Source organism: Xanthomonas sp. 1678, assembly GCF_031455575.1.
In the GTDB taxonomy this organism is placed as follows: Bacteria; Pseudomonadota; Gammaproteobacteria; order Xanthomonadales; family Xanthomonadaceae; genus Xanthomonas_A.
This window is the reverse complement of sequence record NZ_JAVDSZ010000001.1, coordinates 406,035-424,826: the sequence shown is the minus strand read 5'-3', so window position 1 is coordinate 424,826 and position 18,792 is coordinate 406,035. Positions and strand designations below refer to the sequence as shown.

15 protein-coding genes are annotated in these 18,792 nt (G+C 69.4%); 3 read left to right on the top strand and 12 right to left on the bottom strand.

Annotated features, from left to right (window positions below; genetic code table 11):
• Nucleotides 1-19 precede the first annotated feature (19 nt).
• The 5 genes from lepB to rpoE form a co-directional block, all read right to left on the bottom strand.
• Nucleotides 20-820, bottom strand: a complete 801-nt coding sequence (gene lepB / locus J2Y70_RS01920; RefSeq protein WP_263397708.1) for a signal peptidase I — start codon at nt 818-820, stop codon at nt 20-22.
• Nucleotides 821-930: 110 nt separating this feature from the next.
• Nucleotides 931-2,721 (bottom strand): translation elongation factor 4, encoded by a 1,791-nt coding sequence (lepA, locus tag J2Y70_RS01915; protein ID WP_263398410.1) that lies wholly within the window; start codon nt 2,719-2,721, stop codon nt 931-933.
• A gap of 213 nt (nt 2,722-2,934) precedes the next feature.
• The gene (locus tag J2Y70_RS01910; RefSeq protein ID WP_309912675.1) at nt 2,935-4,494 is read right to left on the bottom strand and encodes a DegQ family serine endoprotease; all 1,560 of its coding nucleotides are present in this window, start codon (nt 4,492-4,494) and stop codon (nt 2,935-2,937) included.
• 100 nt (nt 4,495-4,594) lie between these two features.
• Nucleotides 4,595-5,524 (bottom strand): sigma-E factor negative regulatory protein, encoded by a 930-nt coding sequence (locus J2Y70_RS01905; RefSeq protein WP_309912673.1) that lies wholly within the window; start codon nt 5,522-5,524, stop codon nt 4,595-4,597.
• Nucleotides 5,521-6,141, bottom strand: coding sequence for an RNA polymerase sigma factor RpoE (gene rpoE / locus J2Y70_RS01900; RefSeq protein ID WP_053835168.1), 621 nt, complete (start codon nt 6,139-6,141; stop codon nt 5,521-5,523). Before rpoE ends, J2Y70_RS01905 begins: the two co-directional genes overlap by 4 nt.
• A gap of 238 nt (nt 6,142-6,379) precedes the next feature.
• Between rpoE and J2Y70_RS01895 the strand changes: the two genes are divergently transcribed.
• Nucleotides 6,380-8,443 (top strand): 3-hydroxyacyl-CoA dehydrogenase NAD-binding domain-containing protein, encoded by a 2,064-nt coding sequence (locus J2Y70_RS01895; RefSeq protein ID WP_309912670.1) that lies wholly within the window; start codon nt 6,380-6,382, stop codon nt 8,441-8,443.
• A 121-nt stretch (nt 8,444-8,564) separates the two neighbouring features.
• On the opposite strand, the gene J2Y70_RS01890 is transcribed toward J2Y70_RS01895, so the two are convergent.
• The 5 genes from J2Y70_RS01890 to J2Y70_RS01870 form a co-directional block, all read right to left on the bottom strand.
• Nucleotides 8,565-9,575: a cation diffusion facilitator family transporter gene (locus tag J2Y70_RS01890; protein WP_309912668.1), complete on the bottom strand. Its 1,011-nt coding sequence runs from the start codon at nt 9,573-9,575 to the stop codon at nt 8,565-8,567.
• Nucleotides 9,576-9,642: 67 nt separating this feature from the next.
• The gene (locus J2Y70_RS01885; protein ID WP_309912665.1) at nt 9,643-10,839 is read right to left on the bottom strand and encodes a zinc-dependent alcohol dehydrogenase; all 1,197 of its coding nucleotides are present in this window, start codon (nt 10,837-10,839) and stop codon (nt 9,643-9,645) included.
• A 10-nt stretch (nt 10,840-10,849) separates the two neighbouring features.
• Entirely contained in the window at nt 10,850-11,383 is a 534-nt protein-coding gene (locus J2Y70_RS01880) for a hypothetical protein (protein WP_263397702.1), read from the bottom strand.
• A 68-nt stretch (nt 11,384-11,451) separates the two neighbouring features.
• A complete protein-coding gene (locus J2Y70_RS01875; RefSeq protein WP_309912663.1) occupies nt 11,452-12,105 on the bottom strand; it encodes a DUF4142 domain-containing protein in 654 nt (217 codons plus the stop codon).
• Nucleotides 12,106-12,313: 208 nt separating this feature from the next.
• Nucleotides 12,314-13,609 (bottom strand): cytochrome P450, encoded by a 1,296-nt coding sequence (locus J2Y70_RS01870; protein WP_309912661.1) that lies wholly within the window; start codon nt 13,607-13,609, stop codon nt 12,314-12,316.
• Nucleotides 13,610-13,909: 300 nt separating this feature from the next.
• Between J2Y70_RS01870 and J2Y70_RS01865 the strand changes: the two genes are divergently transcribed.
• On the top strand, nt 13,910-14,791 hold the full coding sequence (locus J2Y70_RS01865; protein WP_309912659.1) for an SDR family oxidoreductase: 882 nt from the start codon (nt 13,910-13,912) through the stop codon (nt 14,789-14,791).
• Between the two features lie 54 nt (nt 14,792-14,845).
• Here J2Y70_RS01865 and J2Y70_RS01860 read toward each other — a convergent pair whose 3' ends face one another.
• On the bottom strand, nt 14,846-15,853 hold the full coding sequence (locus tag J2Y70_RS01860) for a putative sulfate exporter family transporter (RefSeq protein WP_309912657.1): 1,008 nt from the start codon (nt 15,851-15,853) through the stop codon (nt 14,846-14,848).
• Between the two features lie 102 nt (nt 15,854-15,955).
• Between J2Y70_RS01860 and J2Y70_RS01855 the strand changes: the two genes are divergently transcribed.
• The gene (locus J2Y70_RS01855; protein WP_309912655.1) at nt 15,956-16,855 is read left to right on the top strand and encodes a LysR family transcriptional regulator; all 900 of its coding nucleotides are present in this window, start codon (nt 15,956-15,958) and stop codon (nt 16,853-16,855) included.
• 335 nt (nt 16,856-17,190) lie between these two features.
• Here the strand turns inward: J2Y70_RS01855 and J2Y70_RS01850 are convergent, their stop codons facing one another.
• Nucleotides 17,191-18,786 (bottom strand): alkaline phosphatase D family protein, encoded by a 1,596-nt coding sequence (locus tag J2Y70_RS01850; RefSeq protein WP_309912653.1) that lies wholly within the window; start codon nt 18,784-18,786, stop codon nt 17,191-17,193.
• Nucleotides 18,787-18,792 lie beyond the last annotated feature (6 nt).

The window sequence follows — 18,792 nt, the reverse complement described above, 5'->3', positions numbered from 1 at the left end:
CTTCCCCTTACGCCAGAAATCACTGGATGCCGGTCCCGATCCGCGAGGGATCGAAACTGCCGCTGCAGAACCACCCTTCGCAATTGAGCCAGACCAGGAACGCCTTGCCGCGCAGGTTCTCCTCGGGCAGGAAGTGGGTCTGGGTCCAGAAGCGGCTGTCCTCGCTATTGTCGCGATTATCGCCCATCACGAAATACTGCCCCGCCGGCACCACCCAGTCGCCCTGGCCGGCCGGATTGTTGCGGTCGACCCATTCCAGTTCGGTGTGGGTGCGGCCCGGCAGGTATTCGGTGAGCAGGGTGGACCCGGTCATCTCCGCGCCCTTGCCCTTGCCCACGTACTCGCCGCGGACCTGGTACTTCATCGGCGCGCCGTTGATGTACAGGGTATCGCCGTGGAAGCCGATGCGGTCGCCGGGCAGGCCGATGACGCGCTTGATCCAGTTCTCGTCCGGCTTGTGCGGCGGCTTGAACACCACCACGTCGCCGCGCTTGGGCTCGCTGGTCGGGATCACCTTCTGGTTGGTGATCGGCAGGCGGAAGCCGTAGGCGAACTTGTTGACCAGGATGAAATCGCCGACCAGCAGGTTCGGCATCATCGAGCTGGACGGGATCTTGTACGGCTCGGCGATGAAGCTGCGCAGGATCAACACCACCGCCAGCACCGGGAAGAACGCCCGCGAGTAGTCGACCAGCACCGGCTCGGTATCCAGCAGGCCGGCGCGCGCGGCGCGGCGCTTGGCGAAGAACAGCTTGTCCAGCAACCAGATGATGCCGGTGGCGAAGGTCAGGACCACCAGCGCGATTTCAAACCATTTCATTCGTGTTCCTTCGGAACGGGATTCGGGATTGGGGATGAAGGGATTCGGCAGAGCGGACATCGGCACGCTTGCGCGCTTGCCAATCCCCAATCCCGAATCCCGAATCCCGGCTACTTATCCATCTGCAGCACAGCCAGGAAGGCTTCCTGCGGGATCTCCACGCGGCCGACCTGCTTCATGCGCTTCTTGCCTTCCTTCTGCTTTTCCAGAAGCTTCTTCTTGCGCGAAACGTCGCCACCATAGCATTTGGCCAGCACGTTCTTGCGCATTGCCTTGACCGTGCTGCGCGAGATGATCTGCGAGCCGACCGCGGCCTGGATCGCCACGTCGAACATCTGCCGCGGGATCAGTTCCTTCATCTTCTCGCACAGCTCGCGGCCGCGCCGGTCGGCATGGCTGCGGTGCACGATGATCGACAGCGCATCGACCTTGTCGCCGTTGATCAGCGTGTCCACGCGCACGAACGGGCCGGCGTCGAAGCGCAGGAAGTGGTAGTCCAGCGAGGCGTAGCCGCGCGACACCGACTTGAGCTTGTCGAAGAAATCCAGCACCACCTCGGCCATCGGCAGCTCGTAGCTGATCTGCACCTGGCTGCCCAGGTAGTTGATGCCGATCTGGCTGCCGCGCTTTTCCTCGCACAGGGTGATGATGTTGCCGACGTAGTCCGGCGGGGTGAGGATGTTGGCGCGGATGATCGGCTCGCGGATCTCCTCCACGTTGTTCAGCGGCGGCAGCTTGGACGGGTTGTCCATCGGGATCACGCTGCCGTCGGTCTTGAGCACCTCGTAGACCACGGTCGGCGCGGTCGAGATCAGGTTGAGGTTGTACTCGCGCTCCAGCCGCTCCTGCACGATCTCCATGTGCAACATGCCGAGGAAGCCGCAGCGGAAGCCGAAGCCCATCGCCTCGGAACTCTCCGGCTCGAAGCGCAGCGCCGCGTCGTTGAGGCGCAGCTTGTCCAGCGCCTCGCGCAGGTCCGGGTAGTCCTCGGCATCGACCGGGAACAGGCCTGCGAACACGCGCGGCTGCATTTCCTGGAAGCCGGGCAGCGCATGCGGCGCCGGGTCGGCGGCCAGGGTCAGGGTGTCGCCGACCGGCGCGCCGTGCACGTCCTTGATCGAGGCGTTGATCCAGCCCACTTCGCCGGCGCCCAGCGCGGGCAGTTCCTTGCGCTTGGGGGTGAACACGCCGACCTTGTCGACCAGGTGGGTGCGGCCGGTGGACATCACCAGGATCTTGCTGCCCGGCTTGATCTCGCCCTGCATCACCCGCACCAGCGAGACCACGCCCAGGTAGTTGTCGAACCACGAGTCGATGATCAGCGCCTGCAGCTTGTCGGTGTCGCGCGGCTTCGGCGGCGGGATGCGATGCACGATCGCTTCCAGCACCAGGTCCACGTTGAGGCCGGTCTTGGCGCTGACCGCCACCGCGTCCTCGGCGTCGATGCCGATCACCGCCTCGATCTCGGCCTTGGCGCGGGCGATGTCGGCGGTGGGCAGGTCGATCTTGTTGAGCACCGGCACCACTTCCAGGCCCTGCTCCACCGCGGTGTAGCAGTTGGCCACCGACTGCGCTTCCACGCCCTGCGCGGCGTCGACCACCAGCAGCGCGCCCTCGCAGGCGGCCAGCGAGCGGCTGACTTCGTAGCTGAAGTCGACGTGGCCGGGGGTGTCGATGAAGTTCAGGTGGTAGACCTGCCCGTCCTTGGCCGTGTACGGCAAGGACACCGACTGGGCCTTGATGGTGATGCCGCGCTCGCGCTCGATCGGGTTGGAGTCGAGCACCTGCGCTTCCATCTCGCGCGCCTGCAGGCCGCCACAGAGCTGGATGATGCGATCGGCCAGGGTCGATTTGCCGTGGTCGACGTGGGCGATGATGGAGAAATTGCGGATGTTCCGCATCGAATCAGAGGACATGAGGTGGGCGGCGGCCAGGACCGTCGTCAGGATAACGGGCCATTATCGCATGCCCGGAGCGAAGCGGACGCCTGCGCTGGCCCGGCCCTCGCACGTGCGTGCCTGGCTGCGGCGCCGCGCAGGAAAACCCAATGAAATCAAAGACGGCCAGCGAACCTGGGTTCGCTGGCCGTCTTTGGCACTCCTCTGGCGCGGGGCTCAGTCGACGCTGATCGCGACGAACTGGCTGGCCGGGCTGCCCGGCGCGCGCACCAGCAGCATCACCACATCGCCCTTCTTCGCGCCGGCGGTCAGTTTCTGGAACTGCGCCGCGCTGGACACCGGGGTGCGCCCGACCTGCAGCACGATCATGCCCGGGCGCAGCTGCGACTTGCTCGCCACCGCGCGGCTCACCTGCGCCACCTGCACGCCTTCGTCGGCGCGCAGCCCGAGCTTCTGCCGCACCGGCGCCGGGATCTCCTCCACGCTGATGCCCAGCGCGCTGCTCTCGGCGGCCTGCGGCGCCGGCGTCGCACCGCCGCGGCCGGGCAGCTGCTGGCCCATGGCCACGCCGTCGTCGCTGAGCTCGCTCAGGGTCACGCTGATGTCGCGCGGCTTGCCGTCGCGGATCACGGTGACGCGCGCCTTGCTGCCCGGCGGCAGCATGCCCACCAGCGGCGGCAGGTCCTCGCGCGTGTTGATCTTCTGCCCGTTGAAGGCAACGATGAAGTCGCCCGGCTCGATCCCGGCCTTGGCCGCGCCGCTGCCCGGCTGCACGCCGTTGACCAGCGCGCCGCGGGTGTCGGTCAGGCCCAGGCCCTTGGCCTCGACGTCGCTGATGTTCGGCTGCATGGTCACGCCGAGCATGCCGCGGCTGACCTTGCCGGTCTTCTTGATCTGCTCGACCGCGCTCATCGCCAGGTCGATCGGAATCGCGAAGCTGATGCCCATGTAGCCGCCCGACGCGGAGAAGATCTGCGAGTTGATGCCGACCACCTCGCCGCGGGTGTTGAGCAGCGGGCCGCCGGAATTGCCCTGGTTGATCGCCACGTCGGTCTGGATGAAGGGCACGTAGCGCTGGTCGGCGTACGGGTTGCTGCGCCCGGTGGCGCTGACGATGCCTGCGGTGACCGAATGGTCCAGGCCGAACGGCGAGCCGATCGCCACCACCCACTGCCCGGGCTTGAGCACGTTGGAATCGCCCACGCGCACCGTCGGCAGGTTCTTGCCGTCGATCTTCAGCAGCGCAACGTCGTACTGCTGGTCGCTGCCGACCACCTTGGCGGTGAACTCGCGGCGGTCGGTCAGCTTGACCTTGACCTCGCTGGCGCCGTCGACCACGTGGTGGTTGGTCAGCACGTAGCCGTCGGCCGAGATGATGAAGCCCGAACCCATCGAGCGGCCGCCGGGGCCGCCGTCGTCGTCCTCGTCCGGCCCCTGGCCGGGCATCCCCGGCTGGCCCGGCATCCCGCCCGGCCCGAAGAAGCGGCGGAAGAACTCCGGGATCTGCGCATCGTCGGGCATGCCGCCGCCACCGCGCGCGGCCGCCGCGGCCTTGCGGCTGATCGTGGTTTCGACGTTGACCACGCCCGGCCCGACCTGCTCGACCAGGTTGGTGAAATCGGGCAGGCCGGCGACCAGCTGCGGCGCGGGCGCCGCGCGCGCGGCCGGCGCTGCCGCGGCGGCGGGCGCGGCCGACTCGGGCTGCTGCGCGCAGGCGGCCAGCGGCAAGGTCAGGGCCAACATGCCCAGCAGATGGTTGCGGATACGGTGAGTCATCGGACGCGAGCCTCCGGTTCGGGAAAGGAAAGGAACACCGCGGCGGTGCCGCGGGCGCCGCGCGCCGGAGCGAAGCACGGGCTTCGGCCGACGCCTGGCTTCAAGGGTGTGGCGACGATTCGGACGCCGCGTCGGCCGGCAATCGCGGCTCGAACGGATAGAACGCCGCCGCTGCGCCCTGGCGCGGGAAACTGGCAGTGAACGCGCCGCCGGACGCGGCCGGCGCCAGCGTCGAGCGCGGCCAGGGGCGCGCCTGCAACGGAGCGGGCTGGTGCGCGAACGGATCGCCGGCACGCTGCTGCGCGACCACCTGCCCGGCCGCCGGCGGCGTGGCGGCGGCGATCGCGCGCGCCGGCTCGGCCGCACGCGCGGCGCTGCTGCGCACGGCCTGCTGGGTGCGGGTCGCGCCGCGGCGGGCGGCGGCGTCCTGGCGCCGGGTGGCGGCGATGGCCACCGCCGGCGCCGCGGCGACCGCCGCGCCGAGATCGCCCTGCGGATCGGCCGGCGTCGGCGTCGGCGTTGGTGCCGGCACCTGCGCGACGGCCGTCGGGGCCGCAGGCGCGGCGGAAGCAGGAGCCGCGCTGCTAGCGACCTGCGTCGCGGGCGCCGGCGCCGTCTCGGGCAGGCGCTCGCGAGCCATGAACAAGGCGATCGCGGCGACCGATGCCGCCAGCGCCGCACTGCCGCCCCAGCGCCAGGCGCGGCGGCCGCCGGCGGCGTCGCCGGCGCGTGCCGCATCGGCGTGTTGCGCCTCGGCCGCCACCGCCTGGCGCACCCGCGCGCCGAAATCCGCCGGCGCCGGCACGCACACGCGGCCGCGCAGGATGTCGCCGCACAGCTGCCAGCGTTCGTGGCAGCCGGACAGCTCCTCGTCGTGCTGCAACCGGCGCAGCACGAAGCGCGCCTCGTCGGCCGGCAGCTCGCCGTCGATCAGCGCGGACAGCTGCTGTCGGTAGTGCAGTTCGAACTTGTCCGGCGGCGTGGCGCCGGGGGCCGGTTCGGGCTGGGGAATGGCGGTGCTATCGGTCATACGCGGTGTCGCTCACGAGTGGCGCTGTCGGTATCCAGCAGGGGACGGAGTTCGGCGTCGATGGCGTCACGCGCGCGGAAGATGCGCGAGCGCACCGTGCCGATCGGGCAACCCATCTTCTGCGCGATGTCCTCGTAACTCATCCCGTCCACCTCGCGCAGGGTGATGGCGGTTCGCAATTCTTCCGGCAACGCATTGACCGCCTTCATCACCGTCTGTTCCAGCTCCTGGCGCATCAGTTCGCGCTCGGGCGTGTCGGTGTCGCGCAAGCGCGTGCCGCTGTCGAACTGCTCGGCGTCGAGCACGTCCACGTCGTCGGTGGGCGGCCGGCGGTTGTGCGCGACCAGGTAGTTCTTGGCGGTGTTCACGGCGATCCGGTGCAACCATGTGGAGAACTGGGCGTCGCCGCGGAAATTCCCTATCGCGCGGTAGGCGCGGATGAAGGTGTCCTGGGCCACGTCCTGACATTCGCTCCAGTCGGCGATGTAGCGCCCGATCAGGCCGACGATCCGGTGTTGGTACTTGCGCACCAGCACATCGAACGCCGCGCTCTCGCCGCGCTGCACGCGCCTGACCAGTTCCAGGTCCAGCTCCTGAGGTGTTTCGACATCGGCCATAACGGGCCGCACTCCTGTCAGCCCAACCTACGTCGGACCATCTGACCGCCAATCCGGAAAAAAGTTCAGCGTCCCTAGCGGACCGCCGCCCCACGACGTTAACCCGCATTCCGTTAGGCTGGCGGCAGGCCAGCGGTGGCGGGACGGCGTCACTTCCCTGTGGATTGGGATTTGACGCAACGGAAACAACCTCTGGATGATAACGATCTTCTCCATACACAAGCGGATGGTCCTCCCCATGCTCTCAGGCTTCGATGGGCTCCGATTCAGTCACTGGCAAGCGGACATCCGCGACGACGGCGTCGTCGTGCTCAGCCTCGACCGCCAGGACGCGCCCGTCAACGCGCTGTCGCAGGACGTGCTGCTGGAACTGGGCGACCTGCTCGAGCGCATCGCCATCGACCCGCCCAAGGGCGTGGTGATCCGCTCGGCCAAGGCCAATGGCTTCATCGCCGGCGCGGACCTGAAGGAATTCCAGGAATTCGACCGCCGCGGCACCGTCAACGACGCGATCCGCCGCGGCCAGGCCACCTTCCAGAAACTGGCCGAACTGCCCTGCCCGACCGTGGCCGCGATCCATGGCTTCTGCATGGGCGGCGGCACCGAGATCGCGCTGGCCTGCCGCTACCGGGTCGCCTCCAGCGACGGCGCCACCCGCATCGGCCTGCCCGAGACCAAGCTGGGCATCTTCCCCGGCTGGGGCGGCAGCGCACGCCTGCCGCGACTGATCGGCGCGCCGGCGGCGATGGACCTGATGCTGACCGGACGCACCGTGTCGGCGTCGGCGGCACGGTCTATGGGCCTGGTCGACAAGGTCGCCGCGCCGGCGGTGCTGGTCGATACCGCAGTGACGCTGGCCTTGACCGGCAGCGCGCGCCCGTTCAAGCAGCGCGCCAGCGCCTGGGCGACCAATACCTGGCCGGCGCGCAAGCTGCTGGCGCCGCAGATGCGCAAGCAGGTGGCGCGCAAGGCGCGCAAGGAACACTACCCGGCGCCGTACGCGCTGATCGGCGTGTGGGAGCGCAGCGGCGGCGGCGGCATCCAGGCGAGGCTGGACGCCGAGCGCAAGGCGGTGGTCAAGCTGGCCAGCACGCCGACCGCGCGCAACCTGATCCGCATCTTCTTCCTCACCGAGCGGCTCAAGGCGCTGGGCGGAAAGGACCATGGCATCCGCCACGTGCACGTGGTCGGCGCCGGGGTGATGGGCGGCGACATCGCCGCCTGGTCGGCCTACAAGGGCTTCGAAGTGACCCTGCAGGACCGCGAGCAGCGCTTCATCGATGGCGCGCTGACCCGCGCCGGCGAGCTGTTCGCCAAGCGGGTCAAGGACGACAGCAAGCGTCCGGCGGTGGCGGCGCGGCTGAAGGGCGACCTGGCCGGCGACGGCGTGCCGGTGGCGGATCTGGTGATCGAGGCGATCATCGAGAATCCGCAGGCCAAGCGCGAGCTGTACCAGGCGCTGGAGCCGCGGATGCAGCCCGACGCGCTGCTCAGCACCAACACCTCCTCGATCCCGCTGACCGAACTGCGCGAGCACATCCAGCGCCCGGCACAGTTCGCCGGCCTGCACTATTTCAACCCGGTGGCGCAGATGCCGCTGGTGGAGATCGTCTGCCACGACGGGCTGGCGCTGGACAACCAGAAGCGGCTGGCGGCGTTCTGCAAGGCGATCGACAAGCTGCCGGTGCCGGTCGCCGGCACGCCCGGGTTCCTGGTCAACCGCGTGCTGTTCCCGTACCTGCTGGAAGCGGCCACCGCCTATGCGGAAGGCATCCCTGGCCCGGCGATCGACAAGGCGGCGGTGAAGTTCGGCATGCCGATGGGGCCGATCGAGCTGATCGACACCGTCGGCCTGGACGTGGCCGCCGGGGTCGGCGCGGAACTGGCGCCGTTCCTGGGCCTGCCGATTCCCGCCGCGCTGCAGATGGTGGACGCGGGCAAGCGCGGCAAGAAGGATGGACAGGGGCTGTACGCGTGGGAAAACGGGCGCGCGAAGAAGCCGGAGGTGGCCAAGGACTATCAGGCGCCGGACGACCTGGAAGACCGCCTGATCCTGCCGCTGCTCAACGAGGCGGTGGCCTGCCTGCACGAGGGCGTGGTGGCCGATGCGGACCTGCTCGACGCCGGGGTGATCTTCGGCACCGGCTTCGCCCCGTTCCGCGGCGGCCCGATCCAGCACATCCGCACGGTCGGCGCCGACGCCCTGCTGGCGCGGCTGCGCGCGTTGCAGGCGCGCTACGGCGAGCGCTTCGCGCCGCGCCCGGGCTGGGATGCGCCGGCGCTGCGCGAACCGGTGGCCTGAGTCGGCCGCCAAGTCATCTGCGCTACCTGTAGGAGCGGCTTCAGCCGCGACAGGCGTTACCGATAGTTCCTGTCGCGGCTGAAGCCGCTCCTACAGAAGACGGAACACCCCCGACCCGGTGTCAGGAATGCGAATGCCCGTGCGCGCCGTGCGCATGATCGTGCCGGTGCCCGTGGCCGTCGTGCTTGGCGTGATCGTGATCCGCATGATCCTCGTGCGCACCCGCCCCAGCGCGTGCCGGCGTGCCGCATGGCTGCGCGCCGCAGTGTCCGGCTTCCATCTGCAAGGTGACGTGGTCGATGTCGAAGCGCGCATGCAGGCCGTCGCACAGGGTCGCGCGCAGCGCATCGGCATCGGTACCGTCGGCGACCACCACGTGCGCGGTCAGCGCCGGCGTGCTGGAGGCCAGTGCCCACACATGCAGGTCGTGCACGTCTTCCACGCCCGCAGCGCTGCGCAGGTAGCCGCGCAGCGCGGCCAGGTCCACGCCCTTGGGCACGCCTTCCAGCAGCACGTTGATCGCCTCGCGCAGCAGTACCCAGGTGCGCGGCAGCACCCACAAGCCGATCAGCACCGCCAGGATCGGGTCGATCACCTTCCAGCCGGTCAGGCGGATCGCCAGCGCGCCGACGATCACCGCCACCGAACCGAGCATGTCGCTCCACACTTCCAGGTAGGCGCCCTTCATGTTCAGGCTCTCGCCGCTGCCGGCCTTGAGCAGGCGCATCGAGATCAGGTTGATCAGCAGGCCGAACGCGGCGATGCCGAGCATGCCGACCGTGGCCACGTCCTGCGGCTGGCGGAACCGCTGCACCGCCTCCCACAGGATGTAGGCGGCGACCACGAACAGCATGCCGCCGTTGAACAAGGCGCCCAGCGCTTCCAGCCGCGCGTAGCCGTAGGTGCGCTTGGCGTCGGGCGGGCGCCGGCTCAGCCGCACCGCGACCAGCGCGATCATCAGCGCCAGGGTGTCGGTGGCCATGTGCGCGGCGTCGGACAGCAGCGCCAGGCTGTTGGTCAGGAACGCACCGACGATCTCCACCAGCAGGAACGTGGCGGTCAGCCCCAGGGCCCACCACAACGGCTTCTCGTGGCGGATCTCGGTCTGCGCGTGGCTGTGGTCGTGTCCCATGAGGCGGTCCGTGGCGAAGCAAGCGTAGAATGCCGCCACCTTAGAGCGCCCGCCGCCGCGGAGACTATTACACCGCCGCGCGCTCGCTCGCCATGCCCGGCACGAACACCGCGCGCACGCAGCCTTCGTGCTTGTGCTTGAACATGTCGTAGCCGCGGACCGCCTCTTCCAGCGGCATCCTGTGCGTGGCCAGGAAGCGCGACTTGAGTGCACCGCTGCGCGCCAGCTCCAGCAGCTGCGGCACGTAGCGCTGGCCATGCTGTTGCGCGGTGCGCACGGTCAGCCCCTTGTTCATGATCGCGCCCAGCGGGAACTTGTCCATCAGGCCGTACACGCCGAGGATCGACAGCACGCCGCCCTTGCGGCAGGCGAGGATCGCCTCGCGCAGCGCCTGCCCGCGGTCGGTGTGCAGGTGCAACGCCTGCTTGACCCGATCGTAGGCATAACCCAGGCCGGTGCCGTGCGCCTCCATGCCGACCGCGTCGATGCACGCGTCCGGGCCGCGTCCGCCGGTCATCTCGCGCAGCACGTCGACCACGCTGTCCACCGCCGAATAGTCGATCACTTCCACGCCGAGCACGTCGCGCGCCATGGCCAGGCGCTCGGGCAGGCGGTCGATGCCGATCACCCGCTCGGCGCCGAGCAGTTTCGCGCTCTGCTGCGCCATCAGGCCCACTCCGCCGCAGCCCCACACCGCGACGGTGTCGCCAGGTTGGATCCGGCAGAAATCCGCGCCCATGTAGCCGGTCGGGCCGGCGTCGGACAGGAACAGCGCGTCGTCGTCGGCAACCTCGTCGGGAATCGGGAAGCAGCCGACGTCGGCATGCGGCACGCGGATGAACTCCGCGTGCGATCCGGCGTAGCCGCCGAAAGCATGGGTATAGCCGTAGATGCCGGCCGTCGGGTGACCGAGCAGCGGCTCCTGCATCTCCCAGTTCGGATTGGTGTTGTCGCACAGCGAGAACTCCTGGCGCCCGCAATGCCAGCACTCGCCGCAGGAAATGAAGGACGGCACCACCACGCGCTGGCCGACGCGCAGGGACTTGACCTGCGGGCCGACCTCGACGATCTCGCCCATGAATTCGTGGCCGATGACGTCGCCCTCGCGCATGCTCGGAATGTAGCCATCGATGAAGTGCAGGTCGGAACCGCAGGTGGTGCTGAGTCCGACTTTCAGGATCACGTCGCGCGGATTGACGATGCCCGGATCGGGCACCGTCTCCACGCGCAGGTCGTTCACACCGTTCCAGCACAGTGCGCGCATAGGGAATTCCTCAGTCTTGGTGGTGGTCGCGCGCACGCGCGGACGGGTTGTTGCGCAAGGTCGGCACCTCGCCGCATTCGATCCATGCCTTGAACCGGCGCAGCACCTTGGCGACCATCGCATCGGGGGCGGCGCCGACCAGTTTCGCCACGGCCTGCGCGATCGGGCCGCCTTCCACGCGGTACTCCACCGCGAGCACGGCTTCGCACCCGAAACCGTTGGGCGCCGGCCGCACGCTCAGTTCGGTCTGCAGTTGCAGGCCATGCTCGCCATCGCCTGCGTAGCGCACCGACTCGCCCATCCGCACTTCGCCGCGTCGGTAGCGCAGTGCGACATGCCGATCCAGCGGCAGGCGCAGCCGCCACTGCGATTCGTAGCCGTCGCCGGACTGCAGCTCGGCGAGGCCGTGCAGGATCTGCTGCTGTACGGTCATGTCGCACCACGCATCCAGGATGCGGTGCGGTTCGCCGAGGATGCTGACCGTGCGCAGCATGCGGGTTCCGTCGAGTGCATTGAGATGTTCGGCAACGGGAGAGTCGCTCATGGAAGGTCTCTGGCTGGAACCACGGGCGGGGCGCCCGTGGCGGGTGGAGAGCGGGATCGGCGCCGGGATCAGTGCGCGTGGGTACCGGCCGACGACGAGGTGCCCGCGTCCTGCAGTTGCTGCGCCTTGGCCAGATGGGCGGCGACGTGCGTGCGCGTGGTGCGCAGGTGCTCGGCGACCTGCGGCGTCTTGGCCGCCGGGATCAGCTTGTCGTCGAGCATCCTCAACGCCTCCTTGTGGTCCTTGACCATGGCCTTGACGTAGGCCTGTTCGAACTTGTCGCCGTCCAGTTCCTGCAGCTTCTTGGCCTCGGCCTGGCCCTTCTTCGTCTGTTTTTCGGCCGGCGCTGCGCTGCGGTCCGGCGCCCACGGCGCGATCTTGGCGTTGTTGTCCGAATGCTCCTTGACCATCTGGTTGGCGTAGTCGCGCACCGGGCCTTTCACCTGCTTCTGCAGCGCCAGGTTGCCGGCGTTGATTTCGGTGGTGTTGATCGCCGCGAGCACGCCCAAGGCCTGCTTCTCGTCGAGCGCGGAGGCGCGATCGCCGGCGCTGCCGGTAGTCGTTCCTGCGGCGGGCGAGGTGGACATTGGTCGGTCGACCTGCGCTGCGCCGCCGGTGGCAGGGACACTGGACTGACCGGACATCTGGCTCTGCGCCTGCGCCGCGCCCGCCCCCAGGGCAACCACGACCGCCAAGGAGACACCGCTGATGAGATTTCGCATGACTTCTCTCCGTGCATGACTTGGGAAGGCCAATGCTCTGCAGCGGGGCGTTAGTGCGCCGTTGAACGGAAGTGCAGGCAGTGCGAAAACTCGCCGGGCGTGCGTAAGCACCTTCTCTGTAGAACCGGTTTCACCTGCCTCGCGCTAGTCGCACCTGCACTTGCGGCGCGCCATCGCCACTTCGATACACCTTTCGCTCGCCGCCGCATCAGCTCCCGGAAGCCGGATCGCGCAAACGCACCGCGCGGATCACGAAGCCACTACGTGGCAGTGTCGGAAAGCGATCCAACGGATAGTCCAGGTCCTGCGCCGGCACCTCGTAGTCGCAGCCCGTCGCCAGTTCGTCCACCGCCGCCATCAGCAGCGCGATCGCGGGATCTTCGCCCGGGCAGCGATGGTCCTGTTCGACCGAGCCGCCGCCCTGCGGCACCAGGTCGAAACCGCCCCCGCTCCAATCGCGGAAACGGTCCGGATCGAACCGCTGCGGCTGCGTCCACAGCGCCGGATCGTGATTGGTGCCGTACAGGTCGACCATCATCCACTCGCCGCGGCGGAAACTGCGTCCGCGCCACTGGAAGGGCGTGCGCACGCGTCCGCCGACCATCGGGAAGAACGGGTAGAAGCGCCGTACCTCCTGCACCACATTGCGCAGCAGGCCGGGCTCGCCCTGGCGCAGGCGATGCCGCACTTGCGGATGCTGGTGCAACGCGAGCGCGGCGAAGGTGATCCAGCGCGCGACCGCCACGGTCGGGCGCAGCAGGTTGATCACCTCCACCGCGGCGACCTGCACACTGAGCGCCCTGCCCTGCGCATCGCGATAGGCCGCGATGGCCGCTGCCGGACGGGTGTCGTCGCCCTTGGCCTCGCGCCGCAGGCCACGGATCACGCCGCGGATCCAACGCTCGGTGCTTTTGCGTCGCCACCATCCGCGCCACCAGCGCGTCCCTGCACTGCCGGCGCCATCGATCATTGCCGCGAAGTCGCCGGCGCGGCGGCGACTCTGCGCGTCGTCGAGCGGCACACCGGCCCAGCGGCAGGCCGCGCGGCACAGCACCAGTTCGGCCTCCCGCTGCAGGATCACCTGCGGCATGCGCTCCCATTCCCGCGCGCGCTCGCGCCATTGCGCGCGGAACTCGGCCACCAGCGCGGCGGTGGCGCCCGGCGCCAGCAGGGTGCGGAACAGGCGCTTGCGCTGCAGGTGCGCATCGCCGTCCAGGCGCTGCACGCTGCCGAAGCCCTGCAGCAGGGCGACGGTGGTCGGTGGCAAGGCGCCGCGGCGGGTGAACCGGCCCGGGTGGTAGAACGCCGCCACCGCCTCCGCGCCGCGCGCGAAGACCGCCGGCCGCAGCAGCATCCGGGTCTGGAACACGTCGCTGTGCAGCCGCTCGCACTGCTCAGAGACGAACGCATAGCCGGCGCGGCGCAGGCCGCGCGCCACCTGCATCGCGGCAAGCCGCGGAAACGGCGCCACCTGGGGAGAGGAAGAGGAAGAAGATGCCTGCATGCGGATGCTCCGGAGGATGGCGCGACCACAGGCAAGCGCGCCTGGTTTTCCGATCGAGTCGCTGCGCTCGCGCAGTGCCTGCATGACCAGCATGCGCAGCGCGCGGCAACGATGCGTGATGCGGGTTTCACCGATCCTTCGTCGATCCGTCACGCCGTTCGTCGCCCAGCGGCGCTCGCGCATCGGCGATGGCGCATCGCATCAGGCGGCCGCGCTTGACGCGACGTCGATTTCCGCTTCACCCCGATGCTACGACACGGCGCCTAGCGTGCATGCAAACCGTCCCGGGAGAAACGCATCATGGCGCAGCGACACCATCCCATCGAGCAACAGGTCATGGTCATCACCGGCGCCTCCAGCGGCATCGGCCTGTGCACCGCACTGATGGCTGCCGAGCGCGGCGCCAAGCTGGTACTGGTGGCACGCAGCCGCGACACGCTGGACGATACCGTGCGGACCATCCGCGACGCCGGCGGCGAGGCGATCGCGGTCGCCGCCGACGTCGCCGAGCGCGAACAGCTGGAGGCCGCGGCGGCGGAGGCGATACGCCACTACGGCCGGATCGATACCTGGGTGAACAATGCCGGCGTGGCGATCTACGGCAAGCTCGCGGAGGTCGTCGACCAGGACAGCAAGCGCCTGTTCGACGTCAATTTCTGGGGCGTGGTGCACGGCTCGCTGGTCGCGCTGCCGCACCTGATCGCCTCGCACGGCAGCCTGATCAACCTGGGCAGCGAAGCGTCGGAAGCGGTGGTGCCGCTGCAGGGCATGTATTCGGCGTCCAAGCATGCGGTGAAAGGTTTCACCGATGCGCTGCGGATCGAACTGGAGCACGTGGACAAGCTGCCGGTCTCGGTGGTGCTGATCCAGCCGACCGCGGTGGATACGCCCTACCCGCAGCACGCGCGCAACTACATGCGCGAGGAGCCGACCCTGCCCAAACCGATGATCGCGCCGATGCGCGTGGCCGAAGCGATCCTGCACGCCGCCGAGCACGGCGGGCGCGACGTCAAGGTGGGGTTGCTGGCCAAGGCGAACACCGCGGTGACGCACATGCTGCCGCGACTGGCGGACCGGATGGCAGCAATGCGCGGCGAGCAGCAGAAGCAGCCGGTGCCCGCGCGCGATGCCGATGGCACCTTGTACCGCGCCGGCGAGAGCGGCCGCATCCACGGCAGCTGAGCCGCTGCACCGCTGCACCGCTGCGCCGCTGCGCCGCTGCGCCGCTGTCGCACGCTACGGCAACCACCAGACCAGCAGCGCGCTGATTCCGGCCAGCGCCAGCAGCGACAGCGTGCCGGCGGCCAGCACGCGGCCGCCGGAGGCCAGCACCGAGCGCAGGTTCACCGACAGCCCCAGCGCCGCCATCGCGACCAGGGTCAGCAGCGCGGAAGTGCGCTGCATCGCGTCCGCCAGCGCCGGCGCCAACAGGCCCGACGAGCGCAGCAGCATCATGCCGATGAAGCCCAGCACGAACCACGGCAGCAAGCGATGCAACGGCACCCGCGCGGCGCCCGGGCGGCCGGCGGTCAGGCCGAGCAGCAGCATCACCGGCCCCAGCATCACCACCCGCATCAGCTTGACCAGCGCGCCGACCTGCGCGCTGACCGCGCCCACCGGCAGCGTCGCGGCCAAGACCTGCGGCACCGCGTACACGGTCATGCCCGCGAGGATCCCGTAATGGCGCTGGTCCAGGCCGAACAGGGGCACCGCCAGCGGCAGGGCCAGCACCACCACGATGCCCAATGCCGCAGTGAAGGCGATCGAGGCGGCCACCTCGTCGGAATCTGCATCGATCACCGGCGCCGCCGCCACGATCGCGGAATTGCCGCAGATCGCATTGCCGCATGCCACCAGCGTGGCCAGGCGCGCCGGCAGCCCCAGCAGGCGACCGATGCCGTAGCCGATGCCGATCGCCAGCAGCACGATCGCCGCGATCAGCCCCAACAGCAGTGCGCCGGCCGCCCCGACCGCGCTGAAGCTGACCGACGCGCCGAGCAGCACGATCGCCACTTCCAGCGGCAGCTTCGCGGCGAACGCGATCCCGGTGTGGACGCGTGCCGGCAACCGCACCGCCGTGCGCAACACGGTGCCGAGCACGATCGCGAACACCAGCGCGTCGATCCACGGACGGCCCAGCCAGCGCAGCTGCACTCGCTCGGTCAGCAGGGCCAGCGCCGCAACGCCGGTCGCCAACAGCGCGCCTGGCCACAGCGCGGTCCCGTTTCGTAGTGCCTGGTGCATTGCCGCCATCCTGTCGAAGTGGCGGCAGGATGCGCCGGCCGATCCTGTCATTCCATCGCATAATCGTGGATAGTTCGTTCGGCCCAACCGAACGATCTTCCCGTGACCCTGGAACAACTCGCCCTGTTCGTCGCCGTCGCCGAACGCCAGCACCTGACCCTGGGCGCGCAGGCCGCGCACCGCACGCCGTCGGCGGCCAGCGCCGCGATCAAGGCGTTGGAAAGCCAGTACGGCGTGGCCCTGTTCCACCGCGTGGGCCGCGGCATCGAGTTGACCGCCGCCGGCGCCGCGTTCGCCGACGAGGCCCGCGCGATCCTGGCGCGCACGCGTGCGGCCGAGTTGGCCTTGAGCGAATGGGGCGGCGTGCTGCGTGGCACGCTGGAGCTGCAGGCCAGCCAGACCGTGGCCAGCTATTGGCTGCCGGCGCGGCTGATGGCCTTCCACGCGCGCTACGCGCAGATCCAGATCCGCCTCAGCGTCGGCAATACCGAAAGCGTGGCGCGCGCGGTCGCCGAGGGCCGTGCGGAACTGGGCTTCGTCGAAGGCGGCGTGCGCGACCCGGCGCTGGCGTTGAGCGCGCTCGCCCAGGATCGGCTGGTGGTGGTCGCCGCGCCAAGCCACCGCCTGGCCGGACGCCGCCGGATCGCACTGCCGGCACTGGCGGCGTCCAGTTCCTGGATCATGCGCGAACCTGGCTCCGGAACCCGCTCGGAGTTCGAAGCCGCGCTGCGCGCGGCGCACGTCGCCGCGGACACGTTGAGCGTCGCGCTGACCCTGCCGTCGAACGAAGCGGTGCTGTCGGCGGTGCTATCCGGGCACAGCGTGGCGGCGGTCTCGCAGCTGGCGGCCGCGCCATGGCTGGAAAGCGGACGCCTGCAGCGCGTGGGTGCGGCGCTGGGCACGCGCACCTTCCATGCTGTGCGCCACTGCGAGCGCGCGCTCAGTGCTGCCGCCGCGGCATTGCTGGCCGTCGACGGCGACGGGACCACGGCGATCGTCTGACGCAAGCGCGGCTACATCCGGCGGCGCAGCGATGCGCGTTCCGCCTGGCGTCGGCATCGGCCTATGCCATCGATGGCTTTCGCGACAGCCCTTCAGCGCCAGCTTCGCCGCTCCATCAGCCACCCGCTGCGCGAGAATGCCGTGGAGCAATCCAGCGTTCGTCGGCGCGCGGGAAGCTGCCGGATTGCAACAATGCCGTTCCTTCAATGCAGCCGACGCATACCGTTCTGTGCGAGCGACACGCCACGCTTGTCGGCTTCGGGCGGTGTCGGGGCTGAAGCCCCTCCTACAGTGCTTGCGCGAGGCGGGTGCCGCAGAGACGCCGAGAACACCGCTCAGGCCTCCTGCAACCCCGGCCTGCCGTGTTCGACGGCGTAGCGCTTCCAGCTCTGCAGCGTGCCGTTCGGCTGCATCACCTGGTCCAGCGTCTTCATGTCGCCGATCCATGCATCGCGGGTCACGTCGCACAGCACATAGCCGCGCTTGTCGGTGGTGGCCTTCAGGTGCGGGCTGTGCCGCAGCGTGCTTTCGGCCGACGCATCCACGCCCAGGCCGTCGGAACCGGAACTGATCGAGGTGGCGAGGAATTCGCTGGAGACGATCCCGGAATCGGCGTTGTCCTGCACCAGGTCGCTGGCGTAATGGCGGTGCGCGTCGCCGCAGGCGGTGACCACGTTGCCGAAGCCGACTCGCTGGATGTGGTCGAGCAGGCGCCGGCGGCTGGCCAGGTAGCCGGACCATTGGTCGTCGGAGAACACCACCGCGCCGTTCTTCTCTTCCGCATAGTTGCCCAACGCCACCTGGTGGGCGATGGTGTGCCAGCGCGGGGCCGCGTCGGCCAGGCCGTCGAACAGCCACTGTTCCTGCTTGGCGCCGACGATGCTGCGCGCCGGCGACTCCACCTGCGTGCGTTGCGCCATGTCGACCTGCTTGCTGCGGTACTGGCGGGTATCGAGCAGGTGCAGGTCCATCAGGGTGCCGTAGCGCGCGCGCCGGTAGAGCTGCATGTGTCCATCGCGCGGGAACGACGTGCGCCGCAGCGGCATGTTCTCGTAGTAGGCCTGGAAGGCTTGCGCGCGCCGCAGCGCGAACACCTCGCTGGGCGTGCCGTCCTGGTCTTGCGCACCGGCCCAGTTGTTGTCCACCTCGTGGTCGTCGAAGGTCACGAACCACGGTGCCGCCGCGTGTGCGGCCTGCAGGTCGGCATCGCTCTTGTACTGCGCGTAGCGGCGCCGGTAGTCGTCCAGCGTGTAGATCTCCGGGCCGACGTGGTTGCGCAGGTTGGTGAACGGGCGTCCGTTCATCTTGCGCACGCCCGGCTTGGTTTCGCCCTCGTAGATGTAGTCGCCGTAGTGGAAGACGAAATCCAGCGGCTCTTCGGCGATGCGCCGCCATGCGGTGTAGTGGCCTTCCTCGTACTGCTGGCAGCCGGCGACCGCGAAGCGCACCCGCTCCACCTTGGCGCCCGCCGCCGGCAAGGTGCAGGTGCGGCCGACCGGACTGGCATGGCCGCCGACGCTGAAGCGATACCAGTACGGTCGGCCGGGAGCCAATCCTTCCAGCTCGACATGCACCGCATGGCCCAGTTCCGGATGGGCCAGCGACGAGCCACGCCGCACCAGCGTGCCGAAGCGCTCGTCGCTGGCCACCTGCCACTCCACCAGCATCGGTCGCGCCGGCACGCCGCCGCCGAACACCAGCGGCTCGGTCGCCAGCCGCGTCCACAGCACCACGCCGTCCGGCGCCGGATCGCCGGAAGCCACGCCGAGGGCGAACGGCGTGCTCGCGAACCGTGGCGAGGCGAGCAGGTTGCGCGGGCTCAGGGACTTGGCGTCGGTCTGCGCGGCCAGCACCGAGGCGGTGCCCATCCAGGCGCCGAACGCGGAAAGGCCGGACAAGGCGAGGAAGCGCCTGCGATTGAATGTGCTCATGGCCAG